Consider the following 23,863-nt stretch of genomic DNA (forward strand, 5'->3'; position numbering starts at 1 on the left):
CCACGCCGTCATGGCCGCCAGCGCCCTCGTCGCGTTGTTGCCGGGGCGCCCGGCCCATGCCGATACGCTGGCCAACATCCAGAAAGCGGGCGTGATCCGCGTGGCCATCCCGAATGACTTTCCGCCGTTCGGCTCGCTCGGTCCGGACCTGAAGCTGCAGGGCTATGACATCGACATGGCCGGCCTCATCGCCAAGGAACTCGGCGTCAAGGCAGAACTGGTGCCCGTGACGAGCACCAACCGCATTCCGTTCCTGACCACGGGCAAGGTGGATGTCGTGATCTCCAGCCTGGGTAAGAACGCCGAGCGCGCCAAGGTGATCGACTTCTCGCAGGCGTATGCACCGTTCCCCAAGAGCGTGTACGGCCCGAAGGAAGCGTCGATCAAGGGTCCGGCAGATCTGGCCGGCAAGACGATTGGCGTGACACGCGGTTCGACTGAAGACCTGGCGCTCTCGGCCGTTGCGCCGGCGTCGGCCACCATCAAGCGCTATGAAGACAACAACGCCACGGCGCAGAGCTACCTGATCGGCCAGGTGCAGCTGGTGACGGTGGGCAACATCGTGGCCAACGCGGTGAACGAACGCACGAAGCTGCGCCAGCTCGACCTGAAGTTCCCCGTGGAAGACACGCCTTGCTACGTGGGTGTGGCCAAGGGCGAGCCCGCGCTGCTGGACAAGGTGAACGCCATCATCACCAAACTGAAGACGGATGGCCGCCTGAACGATCTGTCGCAGCGCTGGATCAAGATGCCGCTGCCGGCAAAGATGTAAGAACCGCGCACGCCTTCGCAACACAGGCCCGGCGCGCGCTTAGGTGTGCCGGGTCACGGATGACCTCCATGGCTTATCAATTCGACTTTGGCGCTGTCTTGAGTTACAGCGGCCAGCTCGCGCAGGGCGCGGCCTTCACGCTGGCGCTCACGGCGGCGGGCGCGTTGCTCGGTGGCGCCATCGGCGTTGCCGGGGGCGTGTGCCGCGCCTGGCGCATCGCCCCGTTCAATGCGCTGTTCAAGGTGTATGTGGAGGGCATCCGCAACACGCCGTTCCTGGTGCAGTTGATGTTCGTGTTTTTCGGCTTGCCCTCGCTGGGTGTGCAGATCAACGAATGGCAGGCGGCGTTGCTCACGGCGGTGGTCAACCTGGGCGCGTACATCACAGAGATCGTGCGTGCTGGCATTCAAGAAACGCCGCGCGGCCAGTTGGAAGCAGCCAATGCGCTGGCAATGAGCCGCTGGGCCATCTTCCGGCATGTGGTGCTGCGGCCCGCGCTGCAGAAGGTGTGGCCGGCGCTGAGCAGCCAGATCGTGATCGTGATGCTGGGCACGTCGGTTGTCTCGCAGATTGCCGCGCAGGATCTGACCTTTGCCGCCAACTTCATCCAGTCGCGCAACTTCCGCGCGTTTGAAACCTACCTGGTGGTGACGGCGCTGTACTTTGCGCTGGCGCTGTTGCTGCGTCAGTTGCTGGCCTGGATCGGGCAGCGCTTTGTCGTGGGGCGCCGCGCGCCTGCGGTGTCCGCTGCACCGCTTGCTGCCACCACCGCAGCCGCCTCCATTGGAGACGCCGCATGATCTCCGACATCCCTCTGTTGCCCATTCTTCTCAAGTTGGGGGAAGGGCTGCTCGCCACGCTCATGCTGTCGCTCATGGCCTTTGCACTGGGCGGCACGGCTGGCCTCGTGGTTCTGTTTGCCCGCGTGGGGCGCAACGCCACGCTGCGGCGCGTGAGCAAGGCGTACATCCAGCTCTTCCAGAACACGCCGCTGCTCATGCAGATGTTCATCGTGTTCTTTGGTGCGTCCATGGCGGGATTCGAGATGTCGCCCTGGACTGCCGCCGCCATCGGCCTGACGCTATACACCAGCGCCTATCTGGCCGAGGTCTGGCGCGGTTGTGTGGAGGCCATCCCGCGCGGCCAGTGGGAAGCGTCTTCCAGCCTGGCGATGGGCTACTTCCAGCAGATGCGGCACGTGGTGCTGCCGCAGGCGGTGCGCCTGTCGATTGCGCCCACGGTCGGGTTCTCCGTGCAGATCGTCAAGGGCACGGCGGTGGCGTCCATCATCGGGTTTGAAGACCTGTCCAAGCTGGGTTCGGTGCTGGCCAATGCCACCTTCCAGCCGTTCCTCATCTACGGGCTGGTGGCCGTTGCGTACTTTGCGCTGTGCTGGCCGCTGTCTCTTTACGCCTCTCATCTGGAAAAGAAGCTCTATGCCGCTCGTTGATCTCTGCGCCGTACACAAGCATTACGGCAACAACCACGTTCTCAAGGGCGTCGACCTGCGCGTGGAAAGCGGCCAGGTGGTCGCCATCATCGGGCGCAGCGGCTCGGGCAAGAGCACGCTGCTGCGGTCCATCAACGGGCTGGAGGCCATCGACGACGGGCAGATCGTGGTAGACAACGCGGTGCTCAAGGGCTCGCAGGCCACGCCGGCGCAACTGCGCGCGCTGCGTCTGAACGTGGGCATGGTGTTCCAGCAGTTCAACCTGTTTCCGCACCTCACGGCGGGCGAGAACGTGGCGCTGTCGCCCGTGGTGGTCAAGGGCATGAAAAAGTCCGATGCCCAAGACCTCGCGCGCCAGATGCTGGTCAAGGTGGGCCTGGCCGATAAGTTTGACGCGTACCCCGATCAGCTCAGCGGCGGTCAGCAGCAGCGCGTGGCCATTGCGCGGGCGCTGGCCATGCAGCCGAAGGTGCTGCTGTGCGACGAGATCACCTCCGCGCTGGACCCTGAACTGGTGAACGAGGTGCTGGCCGTGGTCAAGCAACTGGCGGCCGAAGGCATGACGCTCATCATGGTCACGCACGAGATGCGCTTTGCGCGTGACGTTGGTGATCAGCTCGTCTTCATGCACCAGGGGCTGATCCATGAAAGCGGTCCGGCCAAGGAGGTGTTTGCCAGCCCCAAGACGGCGGAGCTGGCGGCGTTCATTGGCGCGGTGCAGTAGGCGGGGCCTATGCCATCTCTTTCAGCCATTTTGGATTAGATATTTTCTAATCCCCACGCCCGGTACTTGTGACTATTTTGATGGTGCGCTCAACATAATGGTTAGGCGCGCCAAATGGGTAACCTGTTCAGTAAGTTTTCTCTCCATCTGTGCATCTTATCTCTCAGGGGCGAGCGGATCTTTATTTGCTTATGCTACCGAAGCCCTGAAATCGGGACGAAGTAAATGCCGTGAATATCTCGCTGCATTTGCCTGATGAATATTGAAATCACATTCTGGAGATAGAACATGTCGAACGTTCAGACCGCTGCCACTTCGTGGGGGACAGTACCGTCGATCCGTGTGTACACGGCCAATGGTGGCAAGATCACCGAGCGTTGCTATGACGGGAAGGGGTGGTACACGGGCGCTTTCAGCGAGCCCGGCGATAACGTCTCCGTCACCAGCTGGCTGGTCGGCAGCGCTGTCCATATCCGCGTGTATGCAACCAGCGGCAGCAACACCACGGAGTGGTGCTGGGATGGCAACAGCTGGACCAAGGGCGGCTACACCGCCACCAACTGATTTACCGCAGGCTTGATCGTGCGGAATCTGAAAAAGGGTTCCGCCTAGGTCGGCGTAAAGCGAGTGCGTTCGCTTTACGCCGATTTATGTTTTGCTTTTTATTTTTGGTTTTTATTTTCTTGGTTTTTGCCAGGTCAGGGTCGGCCGGTATTTGAAAATAATCTGCTTATCAGTCTTGCCGCCTACTGCGCGGCATGGCCCTGCTTGCCGGCAATTCACCCGCCGTGATGCCAGCGTGCGCCTGCGCAGCAGTGCGCAGCGGCGCTCAGCACCGCGCCAAGAAGGGTGTCAGACGCCCGGGGTGCTCTGCGATAATCGCTGCACTCCAGCTCCCGCCTCACCCTCCCCATGGTTGTCCGCCCCCATCTGCACTGGTTCCGCATGCTTCTGGCATGGCGCGGTTCGGTGCTGCCGCAGCTTCTGCCGCGCCTGTTCCTGATCTTCTTCGTGTCGCTGGTGGCCATTGCGGTGCATGCGCACCTGCTGCCCATCTCGGTCAACCTGAGCACGACCCCGTTCTCGCTCGTCGGCATTGCGCTGGCGGTGTTCCTGGGTTTTCGCAACAACGCGAGCTACGACCGCTATTGGGAGGCGCGCAAGCTCTGGGGCCAGTTGCTCAATACGTCGCGTTCGCTCATGCGTCAGGCGCTCACCCTGCCGCGTGGCGATGGCCCGAATGGCATGAACGGTGCCGTGGCCGATGCCGACGTGCGCGAGTTCGCGCAGGTGCTCGGTGCGCTGCCGCACGCGCTGCGCCATCAGTTGCGCCATACCGATGCATGCGAAGACCTCGCCGCGCGCCTGCCTGCACCGTTGCTCGAACGCGTGCTGGCCTCGCGCTACCAGCCCATCGCCATCGTGCAGTGGTTGAGTGAATGGGTGCAGCGTCGCGCGCAAGCCGGCGCACTCGATGGGTATGCCGCCCTGGCGTTCGATCGCAACCTGAACGAGCTGTCGAACAGCATCGGCGGGTGCGAGCGCATTGCCGGCACGCCGCTGCCGTTTGCGTACTCGGTCATGATCCACCGCACGGTGTACTTCTTCTGCGCCGCACTGCCGTTCGGGCTGGTGGAAAGCATCGGCAGCTTCACGCCCGTGTTTGCGGTGTTCGTGGCGTACACCTTCATGGCGCATGAAGCCATCGCCTCGCAGCTTGAAGATCCGTTCGGCACGGAAGACAACGATCTCGCGCTCAACGCGCTGTCCAACACGATTGAAGATGCGGTGCGCGACATCATGGGCGAGCCCAGCATGCCGCCGCGTGCAGGCGTGCGAGGCGGGGTGATCTTGGATTGATGCGGCGGCTGCCGCGCAACGCCTAAACGGCCATCACCAGCGGCTGCGCCCACCGCTCCAATGTGGCGGCGCTGCCGTGTGCCGCACCGCCAGCCGAATCTGCGTTGCCCGCCAGCAGGGCGCTCAGTTCCACACCGAACAGGCTTGCGCATGTGTCGTTCAGCGTGCGCACGTTGCGCATGCCGGCCCGCCGGGCCAGCGCGTGCGGCGCTTCGCCATCGGGCTCGGCACTGCCGCACATCTGCGCCAGCTGGTACAGCGCCCACGCGGCGCGTTGCTCGCGCACCAGGGCGTGCAGCGCTTCGCCTTCTGCAAACAGACGCGCCCGCACCTGGCGCGGGCAGGCCTGCCAGCACTCGCTTAGCAAAGCCGCTTTCCACGCCTGCGCGGGGTGTTCGAACACCAGCGTGGCCGCTGCGCGCGCCCAGGGCTTGTCATGCTGAATGGCGGCCATGCGCGGGCAGCCTGCGTCGGGCATGGCCTTGAAGCTGATGGCGCATGGCTGCCATACCGTGCCCGGTATCTCGCAGCCGAAATGCGCGAAGGCGGGCACGACAAACGGGTCACCCGGGCGCACTTCGCGCCGCCCGTTGGCATCGCGCAGGCACGCGCTGCCCCGCTCGGCCTGCACGCGCACCGCAAACGGAAAGCGCAGGCGCGAGAGACGGACATGGGCACGGCTGATGAGTGGCATGGCTGACCGATAAGGCGGCGGGTGAAGCGCGACTGTCGCAGGATTCTAAGTCTGCGTGCAACAGGGGCAATGTCGCTCGGGTGACAGAGTGGGGTGCCGCTTACAGTTCCGACAGGCCGAAGAGCCGCAGCCGCTCAAGGTCGGTCACGCGGATGGTCTGATATGACAGCGCGATCATTCCGCCTTCGGCCAGCCGTTGCAGCGCGCGGTTGACGCGCTGGCGCGACAGCCCCGTCAGCAGCCCGATCTCTTCCTGCGACAGTTCCAGCACGGTGCTTGTGCGCGGGTACAGGGCCGGGTGGAACAACTGCGCAATCGCTTGCGCCACGCGTGCATCTGCGCTCAGCAGGCGGTCGTTCTGCACGGTGGCAATGAACTGGCCCATGCGTTCGTTGAGCTGACGCACCACAAAGCTGGCAAATGGCAGGCTCTGCGCGAGCAGCGTGTTGAACACGGGTTCGGGCACCAGCAGCACCTGCGAGGCACGGATGGCGATCACGTCATAGCGGCGGTCTTCGCGCTTGATGACGCTGCCCTCGCCGCACCAGCCGCCAGCGGGCACGCCGGAGAACGTGCAGCCGCGCCCGTCGGAGGTGTACACCGCCAGTTTGATGAGGCCGGTGTCGACGCCGATCCAGTAGCGAGACGGCTCGCCGCGCCGGGCAATGAAGGCGCCGGGTTCGAATGCCTGCAGCAGGGTTTCTCTCGCGGCCAGGGCCTGGTGTTCAGGCGCTAGCGCGGTGAACCACGCATGGCCTTCCAGTTGCATGGCGGGCGTGGCAGGCGTGGGGGCGCGGGTGGCGTTCATGGCAGGCGTGGGCACTCGGTCAAAGGGTGGCGGGGGCGCGTGGGGCTCTGCCGTCGCTTTGTAAGAAACCCGTCAGCCTTGGTGTGGCGCGGGTTTCCGGGCGGTTTGTCATTCAGGTGACAGAGTGCGGGAGCCGGCAGATGATAGCGTTGCCCAACAAAAAGCAACAGCGCCCGGCGCACGGAGACACAGCAATGCCCACGGATTTTGATAGCGGTCTGGCCCGCAACGCGGCCAACTTCGTCCCGCTCACCCCGATCGAGTTTCTTGCCCGCGCGGCAGACGTCTATGGCGACCGCCTGGCGATCGTGCACGGCCCCGTGCGTCAGAACTGGCGCGACACCTGCACCCGTGCGCGGCGCCTGGCCAGTGCGCTGGCGCTGGCCGGCGTCGGCCGTGGCGACACGGTGGCGGCGCTCTTGCCGAACACACCGGCCATGGTGGAAGCCCATTTTGGGGTGCCGATGGCGGGCGGCGTGCTCAACGCGCTCAACATCCGCCTGGATGCCGCCAACCTCGTCTTCATGCTGCGTCATGGCGAAGCCCGCGTGCTGCTGGCCGATACCGAGTTTGCCGACGTGGCCCGCCAGATGGCGCTGGAAATTCCTGGCCTGAAAGTGATTGCCGTGAACGATGCCCTGGGCCCGCAGGCCGAGCCGTTTGGCGACACCGATTACGAATCCTTCCTGGCCTCGGGCGATCCGCACTACGACTGGCAGATGCCGGCGGATGAGTGGGATGCGATTGCGCTCAACTACACCTCGGGCACCACGGGTGACCCGAAGGGCGTGGTCTATCACCATCGTGGCGCCACCATCAACGCGGTCTCGAACATCCTGGAGTGGGATCTGCCCAAGCATCCGGTCTATCTCTGGACGCTGCCGATGTTCCACTGCAATGGCTGGTGCTTCCCGTGGACGATCGCGGCGCGCGCGGGCGTGAACGTCTGCCTGCGCAAGTTTGAGCCGAAGCTGGTGTTCGACCTCATGCGCGATGAAGGCGTGACGCACTACTGCGCAGCGCCTATCGTGCACACCGCGCTGGTGAACGCACCGCCGTCCTGGCGCGAGGGCCTGCGTGGGCCGGTGCGCGGCATGGTGGCAGGCGCACCGCCCCCGGCCGCCGTGCTGGCGCAGATGGAAGCCATGGGCTTTGAGCTGACGCACGTCTACGGCCTGACCGAGGTGTATGGCCCTGCAGCCGTCTGTGCCGAGCAGGACGAATGGCGCGCGCTGCCCGAGCATGACCGCGCCACGATGAAGGCACGCCAGGGCGTGCGCTATCACCTGCAATCGCAGGTGGCGGTTCTCAACCCCGAGACCATGCAGCCCGTGCCGGCTGATGGCGAGACCATTGGCGAGATCATGTTCCGCGGCAACATCTGCATGAAGGGCTACCTCAAGAATGAGAAGGCCACGCGCGAGGCGTTTGCCGGCGGCTGGTTCCACACCGGCGACCTGGGCGTCTGCATGCCCGACGGCTACATCAAGATCAAGGACCGCAGTAAGGACATCATCATCTCCGGCGGCGAGAACATCTCAAGCGTCGAGGTGGAAGACGCGCTGTATCGGCACCCCGCCGTGCTGGCTGCCGCCGTGGTCGCCCAGCCCGACGCCAAGTGGGGCGAAACACCGTGCGCCTTCGTTGAGCTCAAAGACGGCGCCACCGCCACCGCAGAAGACCTGATCGCGCATTGCAAGACGCTGCTCGCGGGCTTCAAGGTGCCCAAGGCCGTGTTCTTCGGGCCGCTACCCAAGACGTCGACGGGCAAGATCCAGAAGTACGAGCTGCGCCGCAAGGTGAACTCCACCTCGGCGATCGACGTGTGAGCCTGGTGCGGGCCGCCGCATGGGCCCGCAACAAGATGGCCACGGCCAGCGGCTGCACCCACCGCGGCTGGGATGGCGCTACTGGGCGCGCCCGAGCGGGTTGCATTCTGGCCGGGCGGCCGCCTCTGCCGTGTCCCGCACGTTGGACAGACGCAGTACTGAAAACGGGCCGAAGTAGCGCTGCGTCCGTACCAGGCATTCATAGCCCTGCGCTTGGGCATCGTCCGGGGCGTAGGCTTCAAACGTGTCCAGCGTGCCCAGCAGGGCGGTGTGATCGCCGCGCCAGACAACGCGGCTCGGCCTGCCCTCAACCGACTCAACCGGTGCGGAAGCCGCATTCCGCTCGATGCGGGGGCCGGGCAGGGCCCGGAATCCGTGGAACGCGTACGTAGTCTCTTGCGTGGTGCCAACCGGCTCCGGTTCGCCGCTCGTGTTGGTTGCAGCGTCTCTCAGGTGAACATGCTCAATGCTCACGTTGTCCGGCGCGATGGCCAGCACCAGCAGCGCCACTGCGGCAGCAAGCGCAACACCAACCTGCCGATACATACCGCCGCGCACTCCCGGCCCGCGCGTCACCCATAGCGAGTAAGCGAGTTGCGGCAGCATCAACAACCCGCCCAGCCACAGCAACGCAGTGCCCGCAGCGTCATAACCGAGATGCCAGTTCAGCGCGGCCAGCCAGCCGATGTCTTTGGACTGGCCCAGCGCGAGGCACAGACCGCCGGTGATGAGCAGCAGGGCGACAACGGCGCTGTACCGGCGAAGGGGTTGGCGGGAGGGTGGGTTGGACAGAGTTTTCATGTCGCCAACTTGGTGGATCGACCTACTCACCATGCTTGAACTGCTGTGAGATGGCCCTTGCTGTCGTACTCGCGATCCGGATCATCGCGACAACGCGATGGGTTTGCATTCCGGCTGCTTTGACGCCTCTGCAGCGTTGCGAATGTTGACGGTGAACAGCCCGACAAATGGGCCGAAGTATCGCACTGTGCGGACAAGGCATTCGTAACCATGGGACCCGGCGTTGCTTGTGGTCTGGGCTTCATCGGCTGCGTAGGTTTCGTACGTGTCGATTGTGCCGAATACCACGTTGTGCGTGCCGCGCCAGATAGTTCGGCTCGGCCTGCCTTCTATGGACCGGTTTGGTGCCGTATCAACCTCATGCTGGCGGTAGAAGCCGGGTATTGGGCGAAAGCCTTGGAATGCATAGAGGCTCGTGCGTGTGCCGCCGGCAGTTGGCTCGCCCTCACTCATCGCCGCCGTGTCTTGCAAGTGGTACTTCTTGATCATCAGGTTATCTGGGGCAACTGCCAGTAGCACGAGTGCTATCAAAACCGCAATGGCGGCGCCGGCTCGCTTGTGCCATCCGCCGTGTGCGTTTGGTCCGCGACTGAGCCAAAACGAATACGCCAACTGCGGAAGCATCAACAGTGCGCCAAGCCATAGCAATGCCACGCCGGCCGTGTCGTAGTTGAGATGCCAGTCCAACTGCTCCAACCAACGGATGTTTTGCGATTGGCCCAACATCAAGCACAAGCCACCAGTGATGAGCAGTAGCGCGACAAGGGCGCCGTACCAGCGGATAGGCTGGCGACGCGATGGCGAATTGGAGAGAGTGTCCATGGGTACAGTGAAGGCTACGAAGCTAGAGAAGACATTCGATTGTGTGCCGTCTCAAAATTCCCGGAGTAGTTCGCCCCAGATTTCAACCAAGAACGGTTGAAAGGCGACGTGGAATACGAACCCCCATGCGATTACTCCCAGCGCAATGCAGACAGCGCATACGATACCGATGATCCAAGTCGCCTTACGTCGGCCAGCGCGCTCATCGGAGGCTTGGCTTCGAACACGGTACGGGTTGGCCTCTTCGGTTGTTCGCCCTTCGTCTGCCGTCCATGCGGCAGGCAACTGCGCCTCACGCCGGAACCGCTCATACAAAATGGTAGACAGCGGCCCAGGCCAGAAGGCGGTCCACCAGAAGATGCGGAAAGGTCCGATGGCGGGCCACCAGTTACGTTTGCGCAAGCGCCCAATGACCCCCGCGGCTATCTCCTCTGATGAATCGGAGAGGCTGACCTCCCGCATCGGCCCAAAGTCGAGCAATGCGCTTTGCCATGTACGGCCACCGGGTACCACCTCGAGCTCAGGCATTTGTTCCGGCGCCTCGTCCATGTAGCGTCGGATGAGTTCCCACAGGCGCTGGCATGCATCCCGGTCGGGCAGGATGCCTTGCACGCGCATGCGTTGTATCGGCCGCGGCGATGGCCCAGCGCTGAATTCCACCAATGTCAAAGCCCAGGCCGGCAGCGCGCCCATGGTTAGCGGACCCGGCACGGCGGATGCAAAAGGGCGCACATGGTTCCAGTCGAGGCGAACGGCGATTTTGCCCTCTTGGGTGTACACGCTACGCGTCTGTCGATTGAAGTGGAGATTGGCGTAGCGGTTAAATAAGCTGATTTTGAGCAGGTAGAAGATTCCAGCAACAAAACCTGGAGTCAGCAAGGCGGCTATCGCACCCATGATGAGTCGGCCTGACCAGGGCTGGCTGTCGTCGAAGATAAGCAGTATCGAGGCCGGCACGATAAACGCCAGCATGAACAGCAGCGCCAGTGCCATGAAAGGGCTCAGTGCCTCCACGTCGGATGCGATCTCGTCGTAGGCCCAGACCATGGAGTGGGAGTCCAGCTTGATGATGCTGCGCGGTGGCCCTTCGGGTGTCGCATCGCTATGGCGCGGCAACTCGCCCTGCAACAACGGCTGTGTCCCGTCAGAGGCAGAGACCGTTGGTGGGTGCGATGCAAGATGAGATGGCTTACGCATGCCACGTCTTAACCATGGGTGGGCTCCTTTTCCTTGCTTTCTGCTACCTCGTCGGCGGAGCGGCCATCCACCACGAAATCCTTGTATGCGGCGCGGTTGGGCCAGTACTGGACTTCGGCCCCCGGGACGCCCTGGATTAAGGCTTGGGCTGAGCGATAGATGCCCGCGGCAGGAAAGATCGCGTCTGTGATTGCCTGCCTCCGGAGAGCGTCCTCTAGACTTGCACCCCCCCCGATCCAGATCATGATCGACAGGCCATCGCCCTCCAGGCTGGCCCGGGCGTGCACCTGTGCCGACGCTGGAGTGTGGATCACGTTCTCGAGATCGAACTCCTTGGCGGTTGTACTTGACCTCCCTGCACCGCTGAGCTGATACCTCGCTATTACCCCTTGCCCGGAAGACTTTGGGGCTTTGACTTGGATGTCCATCTCGGTGGCATCGCCAAATACAGGTATCTCGATTTTCATGGCATTGGGGTTACCAAAGGCGGAAGCCTTTTCGAGTTTGACCGAGTAGAAAAGGCGCAGTAGTGCATCGAGCTGCTGTCGAGTTGTTGAATACGCACCCCCCCATTTCGGGTTGGAATGCGAACCCAACATGCAGCGGTCTGCCCATTTTTCAAACGGACTGGTTGTAAAGCGATCCGCAAAATAGCCCAGGCCCCAAGACGTTGCTGTCAGCGCAGCAGACGCGATGCCAATCCACATGGCAACTGGAGGCGCCTCGAGGGAGACTTCTGCTCCTACGGCTGCGGTTTCACCCGCTACAGCTAAGCCTGCGGCGGCCTCGCCCACGGTGGTCAGCGCTGCGCGTTCTGCCATGGCTTTCAACGCGGCGTTCGCCACCATGCGCGTGTAGGCGTAGTAAACGACACCGCTTGCAGCGCCTGTACCGCCGGCACCCATCTTCAAACCGCCAGCCAAGCGGTCACCTTCTCGCCAAAGCTTGGCGCCATCTAAGATGCCCACACTGCCTTCGATCACGGAAACCGCCATCACCAACCTGCCGGCAACGGCTGTCAGCCGGTAGTACTCCGGCGTTTTCACGCCTTGGTGAGCAACCTGTTCGGCGACATATTTGAGCTCGTATCCTGCTTGCCAGATCGCAAATGCCGAGGCGGTCGCTTCTCCAAGATCTTTGGCCAAGCGCCCCAAGTTGACATCACCGGATTGCGCTTCGCCAATATCGACACCAAGCTCGTTCAGACTTTGAACAAGAGAGAAGATACGCATGACGGCAAGCCCTGCGGATGCAGCGGCGTAGACTTTGGCCCCGGTCAGCGATAGATCCTCCTTTATCTCGAGAATCTCGCGCTCGGGAAGCGCATGCGTGGCGTCGGCGATCTCCGCAATCTTGTTGAACTGCGTAGGCATCGTTTCGCCCTTGCGCCACTCCTTGCCCAGTACGTCGAAATATTCGTCGATCTGTTTGGTTGTCTTCGGCACCTTGGTCATGATCTTGCCGCCGGCCTGGCCCTTCAATCCATCGGACACTGCGTCGGCAGGCAGCGGGCGGTTGTAGGACGTCTTGGGAGTGCCGACGCTCAACCCCTTGGCGTCGCCTTGCTTGCGCCGCAGGCTTGTGAGAAGTGCGGTGGGCCCGCCTTTGCCAGGGACTTGAATGAAGGCGACATCCTCTGCAGTCAGGGCTGCGGCCTGGATGCGCCGGAACGTCAGGCGGAAGAGTTTTGGGTCCGCCTTGAACAACTGTCGGGCGCGCGAGCCAACGGCTTGCATCAAGCGCTTCGAGCTCTCGCTATTTTTGAGCGCAGCCTTGTTTCTGAGCTCACGAACCTTGCTCAGGAAGCCGATCTGCTCACGCCCTTCAACGTATATCTTGGTGGCTTCACCTACCTTTCCTTTATGCTGCGAGAGCAATGTCAGCAAGTCGTCTTGGTTGGCGGCAATGCCTCGCCAGAAGAGTTGCTGGGTACTCAGCGTGTCGAGCATGAGCTGGGCAAGCAGCACCTTTTCGAATTCATCCTTGCTGATCCCGCAGCCTTCATACAGGTTTGCGACGCAGTGACCAAACAAGGCAGCCATCTCTATGTCCGTCTGATCGAATAGTTCGGGATGCCGCCGCTGCGGTACGAACTTCATCCACGCGATGTAGTCAGCAGAACGCTTGTCGAAATCTGCGGAGGCGTCGGCGCATCGGTGATAGCTCTCAAGGTATTTTTTGTACGCTTGAGGATCCAGCATGGCTTCCACTTTTCCTTTCTGGTTTCCAAACGGTGTGCTTTCAATCAATCCCGCCGTTGCCATCAGATCGCGCTCGGCATCGGTGTACGGTTTTCCTTTCCCGTCCGTATTCCCCATGATGTCGGCCAGCGCGCAGTTGCGGTAGTAGTTCAACTGCGTGGCGATGCCAATGTCATCTTCCAGCGGCAACAGAAGCCCCTCAATCTTGTACGGAGCGTTGTTGCGCTTCATGACGTTCAAGAGCGAGGCTTCCGTGCACGGCGCGGGCCGGCTGTAAGCCTCTACCAGCAAGGTGCGACGGTCAACGCGCTGCTGGAACCCCATCACCTGATTCTTCAGTAGGCCATCGCCAATCAGGCTCAACGGTCCCATGTTGGCCATCACGGTCGACTCGCACACCTTCTTCGGCATGATCTTCTTCATGTGGAAGGCGGCCGGGTCCTTGGCCACGTCGTCACGCACGCGCTTCGTCCAGCGTGCGTCCGAGAAGCCGATCCAGGCGGTAGGGCGCTTCGTTGGCTCGGCGATGGTGAGCAGCAGTGCATCCGGGGTGTTGGCCAAGCGCGAGCATGTTGCGGGATGACCGCCCATTGCCCCGGCCAAGTCCGGCGCCATGCGTTGCATACGCCCGTCGGGCTGCACGGTGTAGATTTCCCACGAGGGGTCTTCCGGATAGTAGACATAGAGCCACCCGGCGCGCATGCGGCGCAGCACATATTGCGATGCTTGCAACGGCCGGCCAGCGAGGTAGCCCTGCTGATCGAGCATGTCGGCCAACTGTATCCAGTCGGATTCTCCTGGCCGAAAGTACTGTGGCGGCAGGGCAGCGTACAGCGTCACGAGCATCGTCAGGCCCGACTTGTCGCAACTCGGGCACTTGGGCGGCTGCACCGGCAGATTGTTCTCTTTGGCCGCTGCGACGGCCTTTTGCAGCTTGGCGTGGTCAGGCATGGCTGTGTCGCTCCCAGAACGCTGCGTCGAAGCCGGCGAGTGCCGCAATGGGTGAGTCACCCTGGGCACGCGCGGCGAGCATGGCCTCGCGCACGGTGGTGTCTTGATCGAACTGCGGGGAAATCAGAACGCCGTACAAGGCGTAGATGATGCGGTCGAGTTCGTTGGTGAGGCTCCACGCGCTGCTTGCGCGTTCGACCAACGACAGAATGGCGGCGGCCAATGGAGGCTGCACGACGTTGTGTTCGGCGTCCTGTAATGCGTTCAGTACGGCGTTGATGGTGCTGCTGTTGCGCAGCATCGCCTTGGCGGTTTCCGGCCATGTTGCGTCGGCCAAGGGCGTAGTCGTTGCCGGCGCTGGGTAGCGCTGCAATGCGCCTGCACGGTTCAGCCACCACACGCCGTTGGTGCTGGGTGCGTAGCGCACCGGCGGTTCGGCATCGCCCAAGTCAGTGAGCAGTTCAAATACGCGCGGATCCCACAGACGCAGATAGCGTGCGTGTGATCCGGGCCAGCGGTGCCTGGCCTGCATCGCCATCTCGTGCGCAACGTGTCGGGCCTGCTCTGCAGGAAAGACCAGCCATGCGCAAACCGATGAGCCGCGCGTCTCTCTGTCGGGATGGCGGGTGGCTTCGGCCCAGGCGAGGTCGAGCGTGAAATCGATCGTGTCATCGCGGCCGAAGTCGCCGAGCGGAAGCAGGTAAGGGCGCTGCGCGGGCTGGATGATGTCAGGCTCGATGGGTAGCGGCACGGCTTCGCTGCGACACCGTGCGTTGGCAAGCGGGTCCGTGATCTGCGGGCTGATCAGTACCCACAGTGACGATGGCGGCGGGCCGTCTAGCAGCGGGTCGACTTGCGCAAACAGGTGGTCCCGCAGGTGTTGGAGCGTGGCGGTATCGGCCAGGGCAGTGCGCTCAGGGCTCGGGCGCGCTGCCATGCTTTGTGCCAGTTCCTGGAGGATGCTGTTGGCCACGTTACGGCTCCTTGGGCGGCGTCACGCCCATGTCGTCGAGTGGGTCAACACGATGGGCAGCGGTATCGCGAACGCGCTCTGCCGGTGTTCTCGCATCACTCAAATGAAGCGTCATTCGAGGCGCCGCCGGCCTGGGCTAGGCGATGGTATTGGAATCGCGCCCCGGGCTGGATTAAGAGGTGTTAATAAACTGCAGAAATGGCACCTTTCAGGCACTGCAGGGCCCGATGGGTGAACGCCGGAATACAAAAAAGCCCCTCGCCGTGGCGAGGGGCTTTGCATTCGCACAAACCGATTCAGTCCAGCCTCACGGCACCGCCACAATCGCCATCCCGCGCGGGATGTTGCCGGTGGCGGCCGATCCGCTTGCCACCGCGGTCAGCTTGCCGGTGGTGCTGTTGATGCTGTACGCGCTGACGCTGTTGTCCACGGCGTTGACCACATAGGCAAAGGTGCCGACGGGGTTGACGAGCACGGTCACGGGCGCGTTGCCGGTGGGCGTGGTGTCGATCAGCGTGAGCGCGCCATTGGCGGAGTTGATGCTGAAGACGCTCACGGTGTTGGCCAGCACGTTGGTCACATACATGAAGCCGCCTGACGGTGCGATCGCGATGTAGTACGGGTTGGTGCCCGCTGCCACCGGTGTGCCCGATGCGGTGAGTGCACCGGTGTTGCTGATGCTGTAGACGTTGATGGTGTTGTCTGCGGCGTTGGTCACGTAGGCGACGGTGCCTGCCGGGTTGACCGCGATGAACTGCGGCGTGTTGCCGGTGTTGACCGCGGTGCCCACCTGCGTGAGCGCGCCGGTGGTGTTGTTGACGGCAAACGCCATGGCCGTGCCCGGCGTGGCGCCGCTGTTGGCATTCACCACGTAGGCGAAGGTGCCTGCGCTGTTGATGGTGACGGTGTACGGATTGGCCCCTGCGGTGATGGGGGCGAGCGCGGTAAGCGCACCCGTGCCCGTATTGACCGAGAACGCTGAGAGCGTGTTGTCTCCATAGTTGGCCGTGTACGCAAACTTGCCGTTGGGCGTGCGCGCAATGCTGTACGGCTGCATGCCCGTGGGCGTGGCCGAGCCCACTACCGTGAGCAAGCCGGTATCGGCATTGATGGAGAGCGTGGTGACGGTGTTGTCGTTAGCGTTGGCCACGTAGACGTACTTGCCCGCCGGGTCGATGGTCAGTGAAAGCGGCCCTTGCCCCACGGGCACCGATGTGCCGATAGCCGTGGGCATGCCGGTGGTCAGGTCCAGCGTGAAGGCGGAGATCGTGCCGTCGTTCGAGTTGACCGCGTAGCCGAACAGCGGCCGCGGTGCGCAGGCCACCGCAATGGTGGTCACGTTGCTGGTGCCCACGGTGCCGCTGCCGTTGGTGACGGTGCAGTTCTCGCCCAAGGGACGCGTGCCCACCGTGGCCGCGTAGGGCTTGCCCTGCGCGAGCTTGGTCGGAAAGTGGAAGCTGCCGTTGGCGCTGACGACGACAGCATCGCCGCCGTTGTCCAGCAGCGTGACGGACGTGCCCGTGGCCAGGCCGCTGACGGTGCCGCCCACGGAGTAGGTTGCCGGGGCGGGTACGGGCGCCGGCGTTGGCGACGGTGTGGGCGCGGGTGATGGCGTTGGCGCTGGCGTGTTGTTGCTCGTCGGCGGGGGCGTGGTAGCAGCATCTTCGCCGCCACCGCAGGCGGTGAGCCCCAGCGACAGCGCGGCGGCCATTACCAGCGCTGCGCCGTGCATGCCGCGTGCGTGCCGTGGAGCATCGGGTGGGATCGGTGCCGGTGTCGGCTGTGCGTGGGCGCTGCTGCTGCGTTGCGCTTGGGCGATCAAAAGCTCGGCCATGGCTCCCCCCGTTCTGGTTGTCGCGGTTTGTTGACTCGCGTTTCCTCGAAGCATAGGTACCCGGCCTTGCACGCCGACATAGGCCAATTGACGGACAAAGCCCTCGGCTTCATGGACGGAGGCGCCGCTGTAGGTCGAGTGCATGTGATTGGCGCGATACTGGCGGCTCTCGCCCGCTTCTCGTCCGCTTCTCGCCCGCTTTTTGCCTACACGCGCTGCCAGTCATGTCCAACGCCAACCTGAGCAACAACGCCGTCGTGATCCGCCAGCTCTCTTCCGCCAATGCGGCCGATGTGGCGGACTACCGCGCGATTCGTCTTGCTGCGCTCAAGGATTCGCCCGATGCATTCGGTTCAACGTACGAGGCCGAGGTCGGGCTCTCGACGGAAGCGTTTGCTGAGCGGTTAGCTACCACCATCGTGCTGGGCGCCTATGCGGGAACCGGAAGCGACGCACGCATCATCGGCATGGTCGGCTTCAAGCAGCAAACGATAGCGAAGCTCGCACACAAGGGTTTTGTGTGGGGCTTTTACGTGGCGCCGGCAGCGCGAGGGCGCGGTGTGGGCGTGGCGCTGGTGGAGCGCATCGTGGCGGCAGCAACGGGGTTGGTTCAGCAGCTCACGCTGTCGGTGGTGCAGGGCAACGATGCGGCGCTGGCGTTGTACGAGCGTTGCGGGTTTGAAACCTACGGCGTGGAGCCGCGCGCGCTCAAGTCCACCACCGGCTATGCAGATGAAGTGCTGATGGTGCGCTTTCTGCGCGACTGAGCCTGTAGGTGCAGCGCCTACGCGGGCACGCAGGCGCTGCTGTACAGCGATCGTTGTACTGGCGCCAGAGTTGTTACGCCGCTGCAACGTAGGGCGCCTTCAGCGGCACCGGGTTGCGCAGGCTCACGTTCAGCAGGTTCCAGCTGTTGATGGTGACGATCACAAAGCTCAGCTCGGCGATCTCTTCATCGCTGAAGTGCTCGCGCAGTTTGGCGAATTCTTCGTCGCTGGCATCGCTGTGTGGGGTGTTGGTGACCACCTCGGCCCAGCGCAATGCGGCGCGCTCGCGCTCGGTAAAGAACGGGGCCTCGCGCCAGCCGGCCACGGCGTTCAGGTGGCGCGGATCTTCGCCCATCTTGATGAGGTCGCTCCAGTGCATGTCGATGCAGAAGGCGCAACCGTTGATTTGCGACACGCGCAGCAGCACGAGGTCGACCAGCCTTGCGCCCAGCAAGTCGCGGCGCAGGCCGTTCGACAGGTTCAGCAGGTTGTTGAACGCCTTCGGTGCGAGTTGGAAGTAAGCGATGCGGGGGGCTTGCGACATGAGCGGCTCCTAAAGGGTTTGGGTTGGTGACCAGGAGCAATGGCAGGCGTTGCGTTGTTGCCGTGTATCGCTCCATACCTTTAAGACGCCCCGTTCGGCCGGCTTGTGACAGCCCGGCCAAAAAATGTTTCGCTTTCTTTTATGCGCCGATGCCGATGTGCGCCAGCTTGTCCGGATTGCGTACCACGTAGATGGCCACGATGCGGCCGTTTTCGATGACGAACGACTGGGCCGATTCCAGCGTGCCGTTGACGTAGCGCAGCAGGCCGGGTTCGCCATTCACGCGGGCATGCACGTAGCGGACTTCGCCCATGGCGCGCACCAGCTCGCAGTAGATCTTGGTGATCTGGCCGGCGTCTTGAATGATGCGCATGAACGAAGGCACCTTGCCGCCGCCATCGCCCACGAGCTGCGCGTCGTCTGCAAGCAGGGCGCGGATGGCGTCGCGCTGGCCCGTGCGTGAGGCTTCGGCAAAGCGCTCCAGCAAATCCCGATGCGCATCGGGCGCGACATCAAAGCGCGGGCGCTCCTGCTGCACGCGGTCGGATGCGCGGTGCACCATCTGACGGCACGCGGCTTCGGTCTTGCCCAGCAGGGCGGCAATCTCTGCGTAGTCCTGATCGAACACCTGCCGCATCAGAAACGCCGCGCGCTCCTCGGGCGAGAGGCGCTCGAGCACCCACAGCAGGGCCATCGACAAGTCGCCGGCCAGTTCCACGGCGGCCTCGGGCGTGGGCGCGGCGGATTCCGGTTCGACCAGGGGCTCGGGCAGCCACCAGCCGACGTACGCTTCGCGCTCGGTCTTGACGGCGCGCAGGCGATCGATCGACAGGCGCGTGACGACGGTCACGAGCCACGCCTCGGCCGATTGCAGCGCGTTCTGATCGGTCTGGTGCCAGCGCATCCAGGCGTCCTGCAGCACGTCTTCCGCGTCAGCCCGGCTGCCGAGCATGCGATAGGCAATCGCAAAGAGACGGGGCCGCGCGGCGGTGAAGGCCTTGTCTTCGCTGTCGGTGCGGAGGGTGTGGTCCGGGTTGGGCTGGGTCATGGCGGGGCGTCGTCTAGGGATGATGCCCCCTAGACGGGCGAGCGCGATCGTTTGTGACAGGGTGCTGCGATTATGCGGCGTTCGTCACATCCCGTGTGTCGGCTGCACCTATGTTGGCGCTGAGCCACGGCATCAGCGCCTGCCGCAGCGTCAACAGGTCGATGGGTTTGCCGAGCAGGTGTGCGCCGGCAATGGGCTCGCCAATCTCGGCCTCCGTGCCGTAGCCGGACATCAGCAGCACGTCCACCTGCGGCTGCAGGCGCAGCAGCGTGCGGGCAAGGTCCGCGCCGGATTGGCCGGGCAGGGTGAGGTCAGTCAGCAGCACCTGAACGGGGTGTGCGCGGGCCAGTGCAAGCGCGTCCTCGGCATTGGCGGCGGCCACGCATTGCAAGCCGAAGGTGGTGAGCACCTCCTGCATGGCTTCGCGCGAGGCGGTGTCGTCTTCCACCAGCAGCACCGTAGGCGGCTGTGACGCGTCTGTCGCCACGGCATGGTCTACCGATGGCGACGCCGATTGCGCGTGGGCCTGCGCGGTGCGGCTCGCGGTGAGCACGTTGCGCACCATGCGCGCCAGGTCGTCACGCCGGTAGGGTTTGCCGAGCAGCGTCACGCCGGGCGGTAGCCGGCCGTCGTGCTGCACCTCGTCACGCGTGTAGCCCGAAACGAGCAGCACCGGCAGGGGCGGCACGCGTTGCGCAGCGCGTATCGACAGTTCGCCGCCCTTGATGGAGCCCGGCATGATCACGTCGGTAAACAGCAGGTCGATGGGCGTGTCGCTGTTCATGAGTTCGAGCGCGGCCTCGCCGTTGGCGGCCGTGAGCACGCGGTAACCGAGCTGGGTCAGCATGTCGACGGCGGTCAGGCGCACGTCGGTATCGTCTTCCACCACGAGGATGGTCTCGCGCCCGCCCATGGGCGTGACGATGGTGTCGCGCAGCTCGACGGCATCGTCCGGGGCCGCCTCCGTGCAGCGCGGGAAGTAGAGCTGCACCGTGGTGCCCTGGCCGACCGTGCTGTCAATGGCAACATGTCCGCCGCTCTGCTTGACGAAGCCAAACACCATGCTCAGCCCCAGGCCTGTGCCGTGGCCGTCGGGCTTGGTGGTGAAAAAGGGCTCGAAGACGTGTTCGACCACTTCGGGCGGCATGCCCACGCCGGTGTCGGTGACAGAGAAGACGAGGTAGTCGCCGGGGGCGGGCTGGTCGCGCCCTTGCGCTTGTGTGTTGCCGAGCGAGACGTTGTTGGCGGCGATGGTCAGCATGCCGCCACCGCGCATGGCATCGCGCGCGTTGATGGCGAGGTTCAGCAGCGCGTTCTCGAGTTGGTTGCGGTCGGCCTGCACGTTCCACAGGTCGTCGGCCAAGCGCGTTTCCACCTTGATGGCCTCGCCCAGCGCACGGTGCAGCATCTCGCTCATGCCTTGGACCAGCCGCGTCGGGTTGACGACCGCCGGAGAGAGCTGCTGGCGCCGCGCAAAGGCAAGCAATTGCGCGGCCAGCGTGGCACCGCGCTGCACGGCTCGCGTGGCGGCGGCAATCCGGTGCTGCACGCGCGTGTTGCCCGGCGCTTCCACCGAGAGCAACTGCAGGTTTCCGGCAATCACCTGAAGCACGTTGTTGAAGTCGTGCGCCACGCCGCCGGTCAGATTGCCGATGGCTTCCATCTTTTGAGCCTGGCGCAATTGCGCTTCCACTTCAGCGCGGGCAGACAGTGCATCGGCCACGCGTTGCTCCAGCGTTTCGGTCAATTGGCGCAGGGCCTGTTCGGCGGCCTGCCGTTCGCGCTCGGTCTGCACGCGCTCGGTGGTTTCCACCACGATGGCGAGCACGCCGGCTGGGCTGCCGGTGTCATCGGGCAGCGGGCTGTAGTAAAGGTCCATCCACACGTCTTCGGGGCGGCCATTGCGCAGCAGGACGAGTTCCTTGTCGCGGTACGACAGCGTGCCGCCACCCAGGCAGACATCCATGACGTGCCGGTTGAAGTCGGCCACTTCGGGCCAGCCGAGTTCCACCGGGCAACCAAGAAGATACGGATGACGCCCGCCGGCAAATTCGGCGTAGGCATTGTTGTAGATCATGTAGCCATGGCGGCCCCACAGCATGACCAGCGGCACCGGGCATGCCAGTACCATCTGCACCGCAGCGTGGAGACTGCGCGGCCAGTCCATGATCGGCCCCAGTTCTGTGGAAGCCCAATCGAACGCCAGCACGCGCTGCGCCATCTCACCCTTCCACCCGAGGCAGTCATGGTGATGCGCGAGAAACGGCATAAGGTCTCCTCTGGGGCGGGCCGCACAGTGCACCCGCGTTGCGGTCATTCTAGAAAACGGGGAGGCCGGCCGGCGTCGGCATCAGACGGCTCAAAGCGACATTGCGCACGCAGAAAACGTGCCCGAGGCGGCCGGCACGCTTTGCGCTGGCTGTCTATCATGTGCATCCGTGCCCGCGCAGCCGCGCGCTTCGCACCGGAGTTTTCTACCCACCACACGCCCACACTCGCCAGGAGTTTTCATGAAGTTGATCGGCATGCTTGATTCCCCGTACGTGCGCCGCACGGCCATTTCGCTCAAGCTGCTCGGGCTGCCGTTCGAGCACGCGTCGGTGTCCGTCTTCCGGCATTTCGACCAGTTCAGCGCCATCAACCCGGTCGTCAAGGCGCCCACCCTGGTGTGCGACGACGGCACCGTGCTGATCGACTCAACGCTCATCATCGATTACGCAGAAACGCTGGCGGGCCGCAGCCTGATGCCGGCCACCATTGCCGAACGCCAGCACGCGTTGCGCGTGATCGGCCTGGCGCTGGCCGCGTGTGAAAAAGCGGTGCAGATCGTGTATGAACACAACCTGCGCCCGACCGAGAAAGTGCACGGGCCCTGGGTCGAGCGCGTGCACAGCCAATTGCTGGCAGCGTTGGAAGCGCTGGAAGCGGAGTGGAAGGACGCGCCGCTGCCTGTGCAGGCAGGTGAGCTGACGCAGGCCGGTGTGACGGTGGCCGTGGCCTGGGCCTTTATCCAGTTGATGGTGCCGGACCGCGTGCCGGCGGCGGATTATCCGCGCCTGGTGGCGTATTCGGCGGCGGCGGAACAGTTGGGCGTTTTTCGTGAGTTGCCGATGGATGCGGTTTGATAGGCCGGCCGATGCGGACTCGCGCCGCGTCCGCATCGGCGGCATGCACAACTGGGCTCAGGACGGGCGGCCCCGACGTGCGTACGCGAGCGTCAGCGCCCCGGCGAGCATGGCGCATGCGCCCAGCAGCCCCACGCCTGCGGTTGCCGTGTGTGTCAAGTCCGTCAGCCACCCGATGGCGAACGGGCTGACGAAGCCCGACAGGTTGCCAATCGCGTTGATGAAGCCGATGCCGGCAGCGGCCGCTACGCCGTGCAGGCGTGCCGTGGGCAAGTTCCAGAACAGCGGCAGCGCTGACAGGATGCCGGCCGAGGCCACCGTCAATGCGGCCATGGCTGGCGCAAGCTGGTCCACGGTGAACGCACTCACACAAAAGCCCGCACCTGCCACCAGAGCGCAGGCGCCCACCAGCGTGCCCCAGTTACGCCGCTTGTCGGCTTGCCGTGCCACCACATTCATGGCCACCATGGCAACCGCGTAAGGTATGGCGCTCAACCAGCCGACCGTGACGGTACTGGCGATGCCGGCAGTGCGAATCACGCTCGGTAGCCAGAAGCTCACGCCATACAGCCCTGCCAGCAGCAGGAAGTAGATCAGCGCAAACAGCATGACCGTGCCGTTGAGGATGTCCGACGCGCGATGCAGCCGCGCCTGCGCCGGTGCAGCCTTGGCGAGATCGGCCTCCAGAATGGCCAGCGCATCGGCACTGAGCCAGCGCACTTCGCGCGGTCGGCTCGGCAAGAGAAAGAACACCAGCACACCCACCAGCGCTGAAGGCAGCCCCTCCAGCGCAAACATCCAGCGCCAGCCGGCGTGCCCGAGCTGCCCGTCGAACGCAGCCAGGATCCATCCGGACAACGGGCCGCCCACAATGCCCGCCACGGCCGTGGCGCTCATGAACAACGTGGTCATGCGGCCACGCCGGTGCGCGGGAAACCAGTACGTCAAATACAGCACGATGCCGGGAAAGAACCCCGCTTCGGCCACGCCAAGCAGGAAGCGCAGCACGTAAAACCCCGTCGTGCTCTGCACCCAGCCCATGGCCGCCGACAGCAGCCCCCACGACACCATGATCCGTGCGATCCAGGCGCGCGCGCCCAGCCGATGCAGCAGCAGGTTGCTTGGTACCTCGAAGAAGAAATAGCCGAGGAAGAAGATGCCTGCGCCGAGTCCGTAGGCGGTGGCGCTCAGGCTCAGGTCCGCCGCCATCTGGAGCTTGGCGGTGCCGATATTGACGCGGTCGAGGTAGGCCAACACCTGGGCCACCAACAGGATTGGCATCAGCCGCCAGGCGATGCGGCGGTAGAGGGCATCGAGGGCAGGGTCGTCAGGCACGGCGTGTGGCAGTGCGGGCGAGGTGGGAGGAACGGGGGAAGCGGGCGCGGGCTGGGCCAGCGCACCGGCGTGCGGGTGCGTGTTCATGCGGTCTCCTGGTTTGTTGTTGTGGGCGGTATGGAATGGAC

General features: G+C 63.9%; 21 protein-coding genes. 9 read left to right on the forward strand and 12 right to left on the reverse strand.

Features of this window, described 5'->3' with window-relative positions:
- The first annotated feature begins 10 nt into the window (after positions 1-10).
- The 6 genes from BM136_RS19220 to BM136_RS19245 all read left to right on the forward strand — a co-directional run bounded on the left by BM136_RS19220 (position 11) and on the right by BM136_RS19245 (position 4,806).
- Positions 11-772 carry a transporter substrate-binding domain-containing protein gene (locus tag BM136_RS19220; protein ID WP_254775698.1) on the forward strand — a complete coding sequence of 254 codons (762 nt, stop codon included), beginning with the start codon at positions 11-13 and terminating at the stop codon, positions 770-772.
- A gap of 68 nt (positions 773-840) precedes the next feature.
- Entirely contained in the window at positions 841-1,572 is a 732-nt protein-coding gene (locus BM136_RS19225) for an amino acid ABC transporter permease (protein ID WP_092974505.1), read from the forward strand.
- Positions 1,569-2,222 carry an amino acid ABC transporter permease gene (locus BM136_RS19230; RefSeq protein ID WP_092974255.1) on the forward strand — a complete coding sequence of 218 codons (654 nt, stop codon included), beginning with the start codon at positions 1,569-1,571 and terminating at the stop codon, positions 2,220-2,222. The genes BM136_RS19225 and BM136_RS19230 overlap by 4 nt, the downstream gene beginning before the upstream one ends.
- Positions 2,209-2,946, forward strand: a complete 738-nt coding sequence (locus BM136_RS19235) for an amino acid ABC transporter ATP-binding protein (RefSeq protein WP_092974258.1) — start codon at positions 2,209-2,211, stop codon at positions 2,944-2,946. The genes BM136_RS19230 and BM136_RS19235 overlap by 14 nt, the downstream gene beginning before the upstream one ends.
- A gap of 288 nt (positions 2,947-3,234) precedes the next feature.
- The gene (locus tag BM136_RS19240) at positions 3,235-3,510 is read left to right on the forward strand and encodes a fucose-binding lectin (protein ID WP_092974261.1); all 276 of its coding nucleotides are present in this window, start codon (positions 3,235-3,237) and stop codon (positions 3,508-3,510) included.
- Between the two features lie 348 nt (positions 3,511-3,858).
- Positions 3,859-4,806, forward strand: a complete 948-nt coding sequence (locus tag BM136_RS19245; protein ID WP_092974264.1) for a bestrophin family protein — start codon at positions 3,859-3,861, stop codon at positions 4,804-4,806.
- A 22-nt stretch (positions 4,807-4,828) separates the two neighbouring features.
- On the opposite strand, the gene BM136_RS19250 is transcribed toward BM136_RS19245, so the two are convergent.
- Positions 4,829-5,500, reverse strand: a complete 672-nt coding sequence (locus BM136_RS19250) for an AraC family transcriptional regulator (RefSeq protein WP_092974268.1) — start codon at positions 5,498-5,500, stop codon at positions 4,829-4,831.
- A gap of 100 nt (positions 5,501-5,600) precedes the next feature.
- On the reverse strand, positions 5,601-6,308 hold the full coding sequence (locus tag BM136_RS19255; RefSeq protein WP_092974271.1) for a Crp/Fnr family transcriptional regulator: 708 nt from the start codon (positions 6,306-6,308) through the stop codon (positions 5,601-5,603).
- A 194-nt stretch (positions 6,309-6,502) separates the two neighbouring features.
- On the opposite strand from BM136_RS19255, the gene BM136_RS19260 reads away from it, so the two are divergent.
- Positions 6,503-8,137, forward strand: a complete 1,635-nt coding sequence (locus BM136_RS19260) for an acyl-CoA synthetase (RefSeq protein WP_092974274.1) — start codon at positions 6,503-6,505, stop codon at positions 8,135-8,137.
- A 78-nt stretch (positions 8,138-8,215) separates the two neighbouring features.
- Here BM136_RS19260 and BM136_RS19265 read toward each other — a convergent pair whose 3' ends face one another.
- The 6 genes from BM136_RS19265 to BM136_RS19290 form a co-directional block, all read right to left on the reverse strand.
- Positions 8,216-8,938, reverse strand: coding sequence for a hypothetical protein (locus BM136_RS19265; protein WP_092974277.1), 723 nt, complete (start codon positions 8,936-8,938; stop codon positions 8,216-8,218).
- Positions 8,939-9,019: 81 nt separating this feature from the next.
- Positions 9,020-9,760, reverse strand: a complete 741-nt coding sequence (locus tag BM136_RS19270; protein WP_139219383.1) for a hypothetical protein — start codon at positions 9,758-9,760, stop codon at positions 9,020-9,022.
- 51 nt (positions 9,761-9,811) lie between these two features.
- Entirely contained in the window at positions 9,812-10,957 is a 1,146-nt protein-coding gene (locus BM136_RS19275) for a hypothetical protein (protein ID WP_139219384.1), read from the reverse strand.
- An 8-nt stretch (positions 10,958-10,965) separates the two neighbouring features.
- Positions 10,966-14,109 carry a toxin VasX gene (locus tag BM136_RS19280; protein WP_092974286.1) on the reverse strand — a complete coding sequence of 1,048 codons (3,144 nt, stop codon included), beginning with the start codon at positions 14,107-14,109 and terminating at the stop codon, positions 10,966-10,968.
- Entirely contained in the window at positions 14,102-15,082 is a 981-nt protein-coding gene (locus BM136_RS19285) for a hypothetical protein (RefSeq protein ID WP_092974289.1), read from the reverse strand. Before BM136_RS19285 ends, BM136_RS19280 begins: the two co-directional genes overlap by 8 nt.
- Positions 15,083-15,389: 307 nt before the next feature.
- Complete coding sequence (locus BM136_RS19290) at positions 15,390-16,916, reverse strand: lactonase family protein (protein ID WP_092974292.1); 1,527 nt, start codon at positions 16,914-16,916, stop codon at positions 15,390-15,392.
- A gap of 224 nt (positions 16,917-17,140) precedes the next feature.
- Between BM136_RS19290 and BM136_RS19295 the strand changes: the two genes are divergently transcribed.
- Positions 17,141-17,683: a GNAT family N-acetyltransferase gene (locus tag BM136_RS19295; RefSeq protein ID WP_092974295.1), complete on the forward strand. Its 543-nt coding sequence runs from the start codon at positions 17,141-17,143 to the stop codon at positions 17,681-17,683.
- Between the two features lie 73 nt (positions 17,684-17,756).
- On the opposite strand, the gene BM136_RS19300 is transcribed toward BM136_RS19295, so the two are convergent.
- From BM136_RS19300 to BM136_RS19310, 3 genes are all read right to left on the reverse strand, one after another.
- Entirely contained in the window at positions 17,757-18,227 is a 471-nt protein-coding gene (locus BM136_RS19300) for a carboxymuconolactone decarboxylase family protein (protein WP_092974298.1), read from the reverse strand.
- Between the two features lie 139 nt (positions 18,228-18,366).
- Positions 18,367-19,275 carry an RNA polymerase sigma-70 factor gene (locus BM136_RS19305; RefSeq protein WP_092974301.1) on the reverse strand — a complete coding sequence of 303 codons (909 nt, stop codon included), beginning with the start codon at positions 19,273-19,275 and terminating at the stop codon, positions 18,367-18,369.
- Positions 19,276-19,345: 70 nt separating this feature from the next.
- Positions 19,346-21,544, reverse strand: coding sequence for a response regulator (locus BM136_RS19310; RefSeq protein WP_092974304.1), 2,199 nt, complete (start codon positions 21,542-21,544; stop codon positions 19,346-19,348).
- 241 nt (positions 21,545-21,785) lie between these two features.
- Between BM136_RS19310 and BM136_RS19315 the strand changes: the two genes are divergently transcribed.
- Complete coding sequence (locus BM136_RS19315) at positions 21,786-22,400, forward strand: glutathione S-transferase (RefSeq protein ID WP_092974307.1); 615 nt, start codon at positions 21,786-21,788, stop codon at positions 22,398-22,400.
- Between the two features lie 57 nt (positions 22,401-22,457).
- Here the strand turns inward: BM136_RS19315 and BM136_RS19320 are convergent, their stop codons facing one another.
- Positions 22,458-23,822, reverse strand: coding sequence for an MFS transporter (locus BM136_RS19320; RefSeq protein ID WP_092974310.1), 1,365 nt, complete (start codon positions 23,820-23,822; stop codon positions 22,458-22,460).
- Positions 23,823-23,863 lie beyond the last annotated feature (41 nt).

The organism is Ralstonia sp. NFACC01, from assembly GCF_900115545.1.
GTDB classification, from domain to species: domain Bacteria; phylum Pseudomonadota; class Gammaproteobacteria; order Burkholderiales; family Burkholderiaceae; genus Ralstonia; species Ralstonia mojiangensis.

Excerpts from the sequence above, each read along its gene's own strand:
- BM136_RS19220 (WP_254775698.1), top strand. The coding sequence starts at position 11 with ATGGCCGCCAGCGCCCTCGTCGCGTTGTTGCCGGGGCGCCCGGCCCAT.
- BM136_RS19225 (WP_092974505.1), top strand. The coding sequence starts at position 841 with ATGGCTTATCAATTCGACTTTGGCGCTGTCTTGAGTTACAGCGGCCAG.
- BM136_RS19230 (WP_092974255.1), top strand. The coding sequence starts at position 1,569 with ATGATCTCCGACATCCCTCTGTTGCCCATTCTTCTCAAGTTGGGGGAA.
- BM136_RS19235 (WP_092974258.1), top strand. The coding sequence starts at position 2,209 with ATGCCGCTCGTTGATCTCTGCGCCGTACACAAGCATTACGGCAACAAC.
- BM136_RS19240 (WP_092974261.1), top strand. The coding sequence starts at position 3,235 with ATGTCGAACGTTCAGACCGCTGCCACTTCGTGGGGGACAGTACCGTCG.
- BM136_RS19245 (WP_092974264.1), top strand. The coding sequence starts at position 3,859 with ATGGTTGTCCGCCCCCATCTGCACTGGTTCCGCATGCTTCTGGCATGG.
- BM136_RS19250 (WP_092974268.1), bottom strand. The coding sequence starts at position 5,500 with ATGCCACTCATCAGCCGTGCCCATGTCCGTCTCTCGCGCCTGCGCTTT.
- BM136_RS19255 (WP_092974271.1), bottom strand. The coding sequence starts at position 6,308 with ATGAACGCCACCCGCGCCCCCACGCCTGCCACGCCCGCCATGCAACTG.
- BM136_RS19260 (WP_092974274.1), top strand. The coding sequence starts at position 6,503 with ATGCCCACGGATTTTGATAGCGGTCTGGCCCGCAACGCGGCCAACTTC.
- BM136_RS19265 (WP_092974277.1), bottom strand. The coding sequence starts at position 8,938 with ATGAAAACTCTGTCCAACCCACCCTCCCGCCAACCCCTTCGCCGGTAC.
- BM136_RS19270 (WP_139219383.1), bottom strand. The coding sequence starts at position 9,760 with ATGGACACTCTCTCCAATTCGCCATCGCGTCGCCAGCCTATCCGCTGG.
- BM136_RS19275 (WP_139219384.1), bottom strand. The coding sequence starts at position 10,957 with ATGCGTAAGCCATCTCATCTTGCATCGCACCCACCAACGGTCTCTGCC.
- BM136_RS19280 (WP_092974286.1), bottom strand. The coding sequence starts at position 14,109 with ATGCCTGACCACGCCAAGCTGCAAAAGGCCGTCGCAGCGGCCAAAGAG.
- BM136_RS19290 (WP_092974292.1), bottom strand. The coding sequence starts at position 16,916 with ATGGCCGAGCTTTTGATCGCCCAAGCGCAACGCAGCAGCAGCGCCCAC.
- BM136_RS19295 (WP_092974295.1), top strand. The coding sequence starts at position 17,141 with ATGTCCAACGCCAACCTGAGCAACAACGCCGTCGTGATCCGCCAGCTC.
- BM136_RS19300 (WP_092974298.1), bottom strand. The coding sequence starts at position 18,227 with ATGTCGCAAGCCCCCCGCATCGCTTACTTCCAACTCGCACCGAAGGCG.
- BM136_RS19305 (WP_092974301.1), bottom strand. The coding sequence starts at position 19,275 with ATGACCCAGCCCAACCCGGACCACACCCTCCGCACCGACAGCGAAGAC.
- BM136_RS19310 (WP_092974304.1), bottom strand. The coding sequence starts at position 21,544 with ATGCCGTTTCTCGCGCATCACCATGACTGCCTCGGGTGGAAGGGTGAG.
- BM136_RS19315 (WP_092974307.1), top strand. The coding sequence starts at position 21,786 with ATGAAGTTGATCGGCATGCTTGATTCCCCGTACGTGCGCCGCACGGCC.
- BM136_RS19320 (WP_092974310.1), bottom strand. The coding sequence starts at position 23,822 with ATGAACACGCACCCGCACGCCGGTGCGCTGGCCCAGCCCGCGCCCGCT.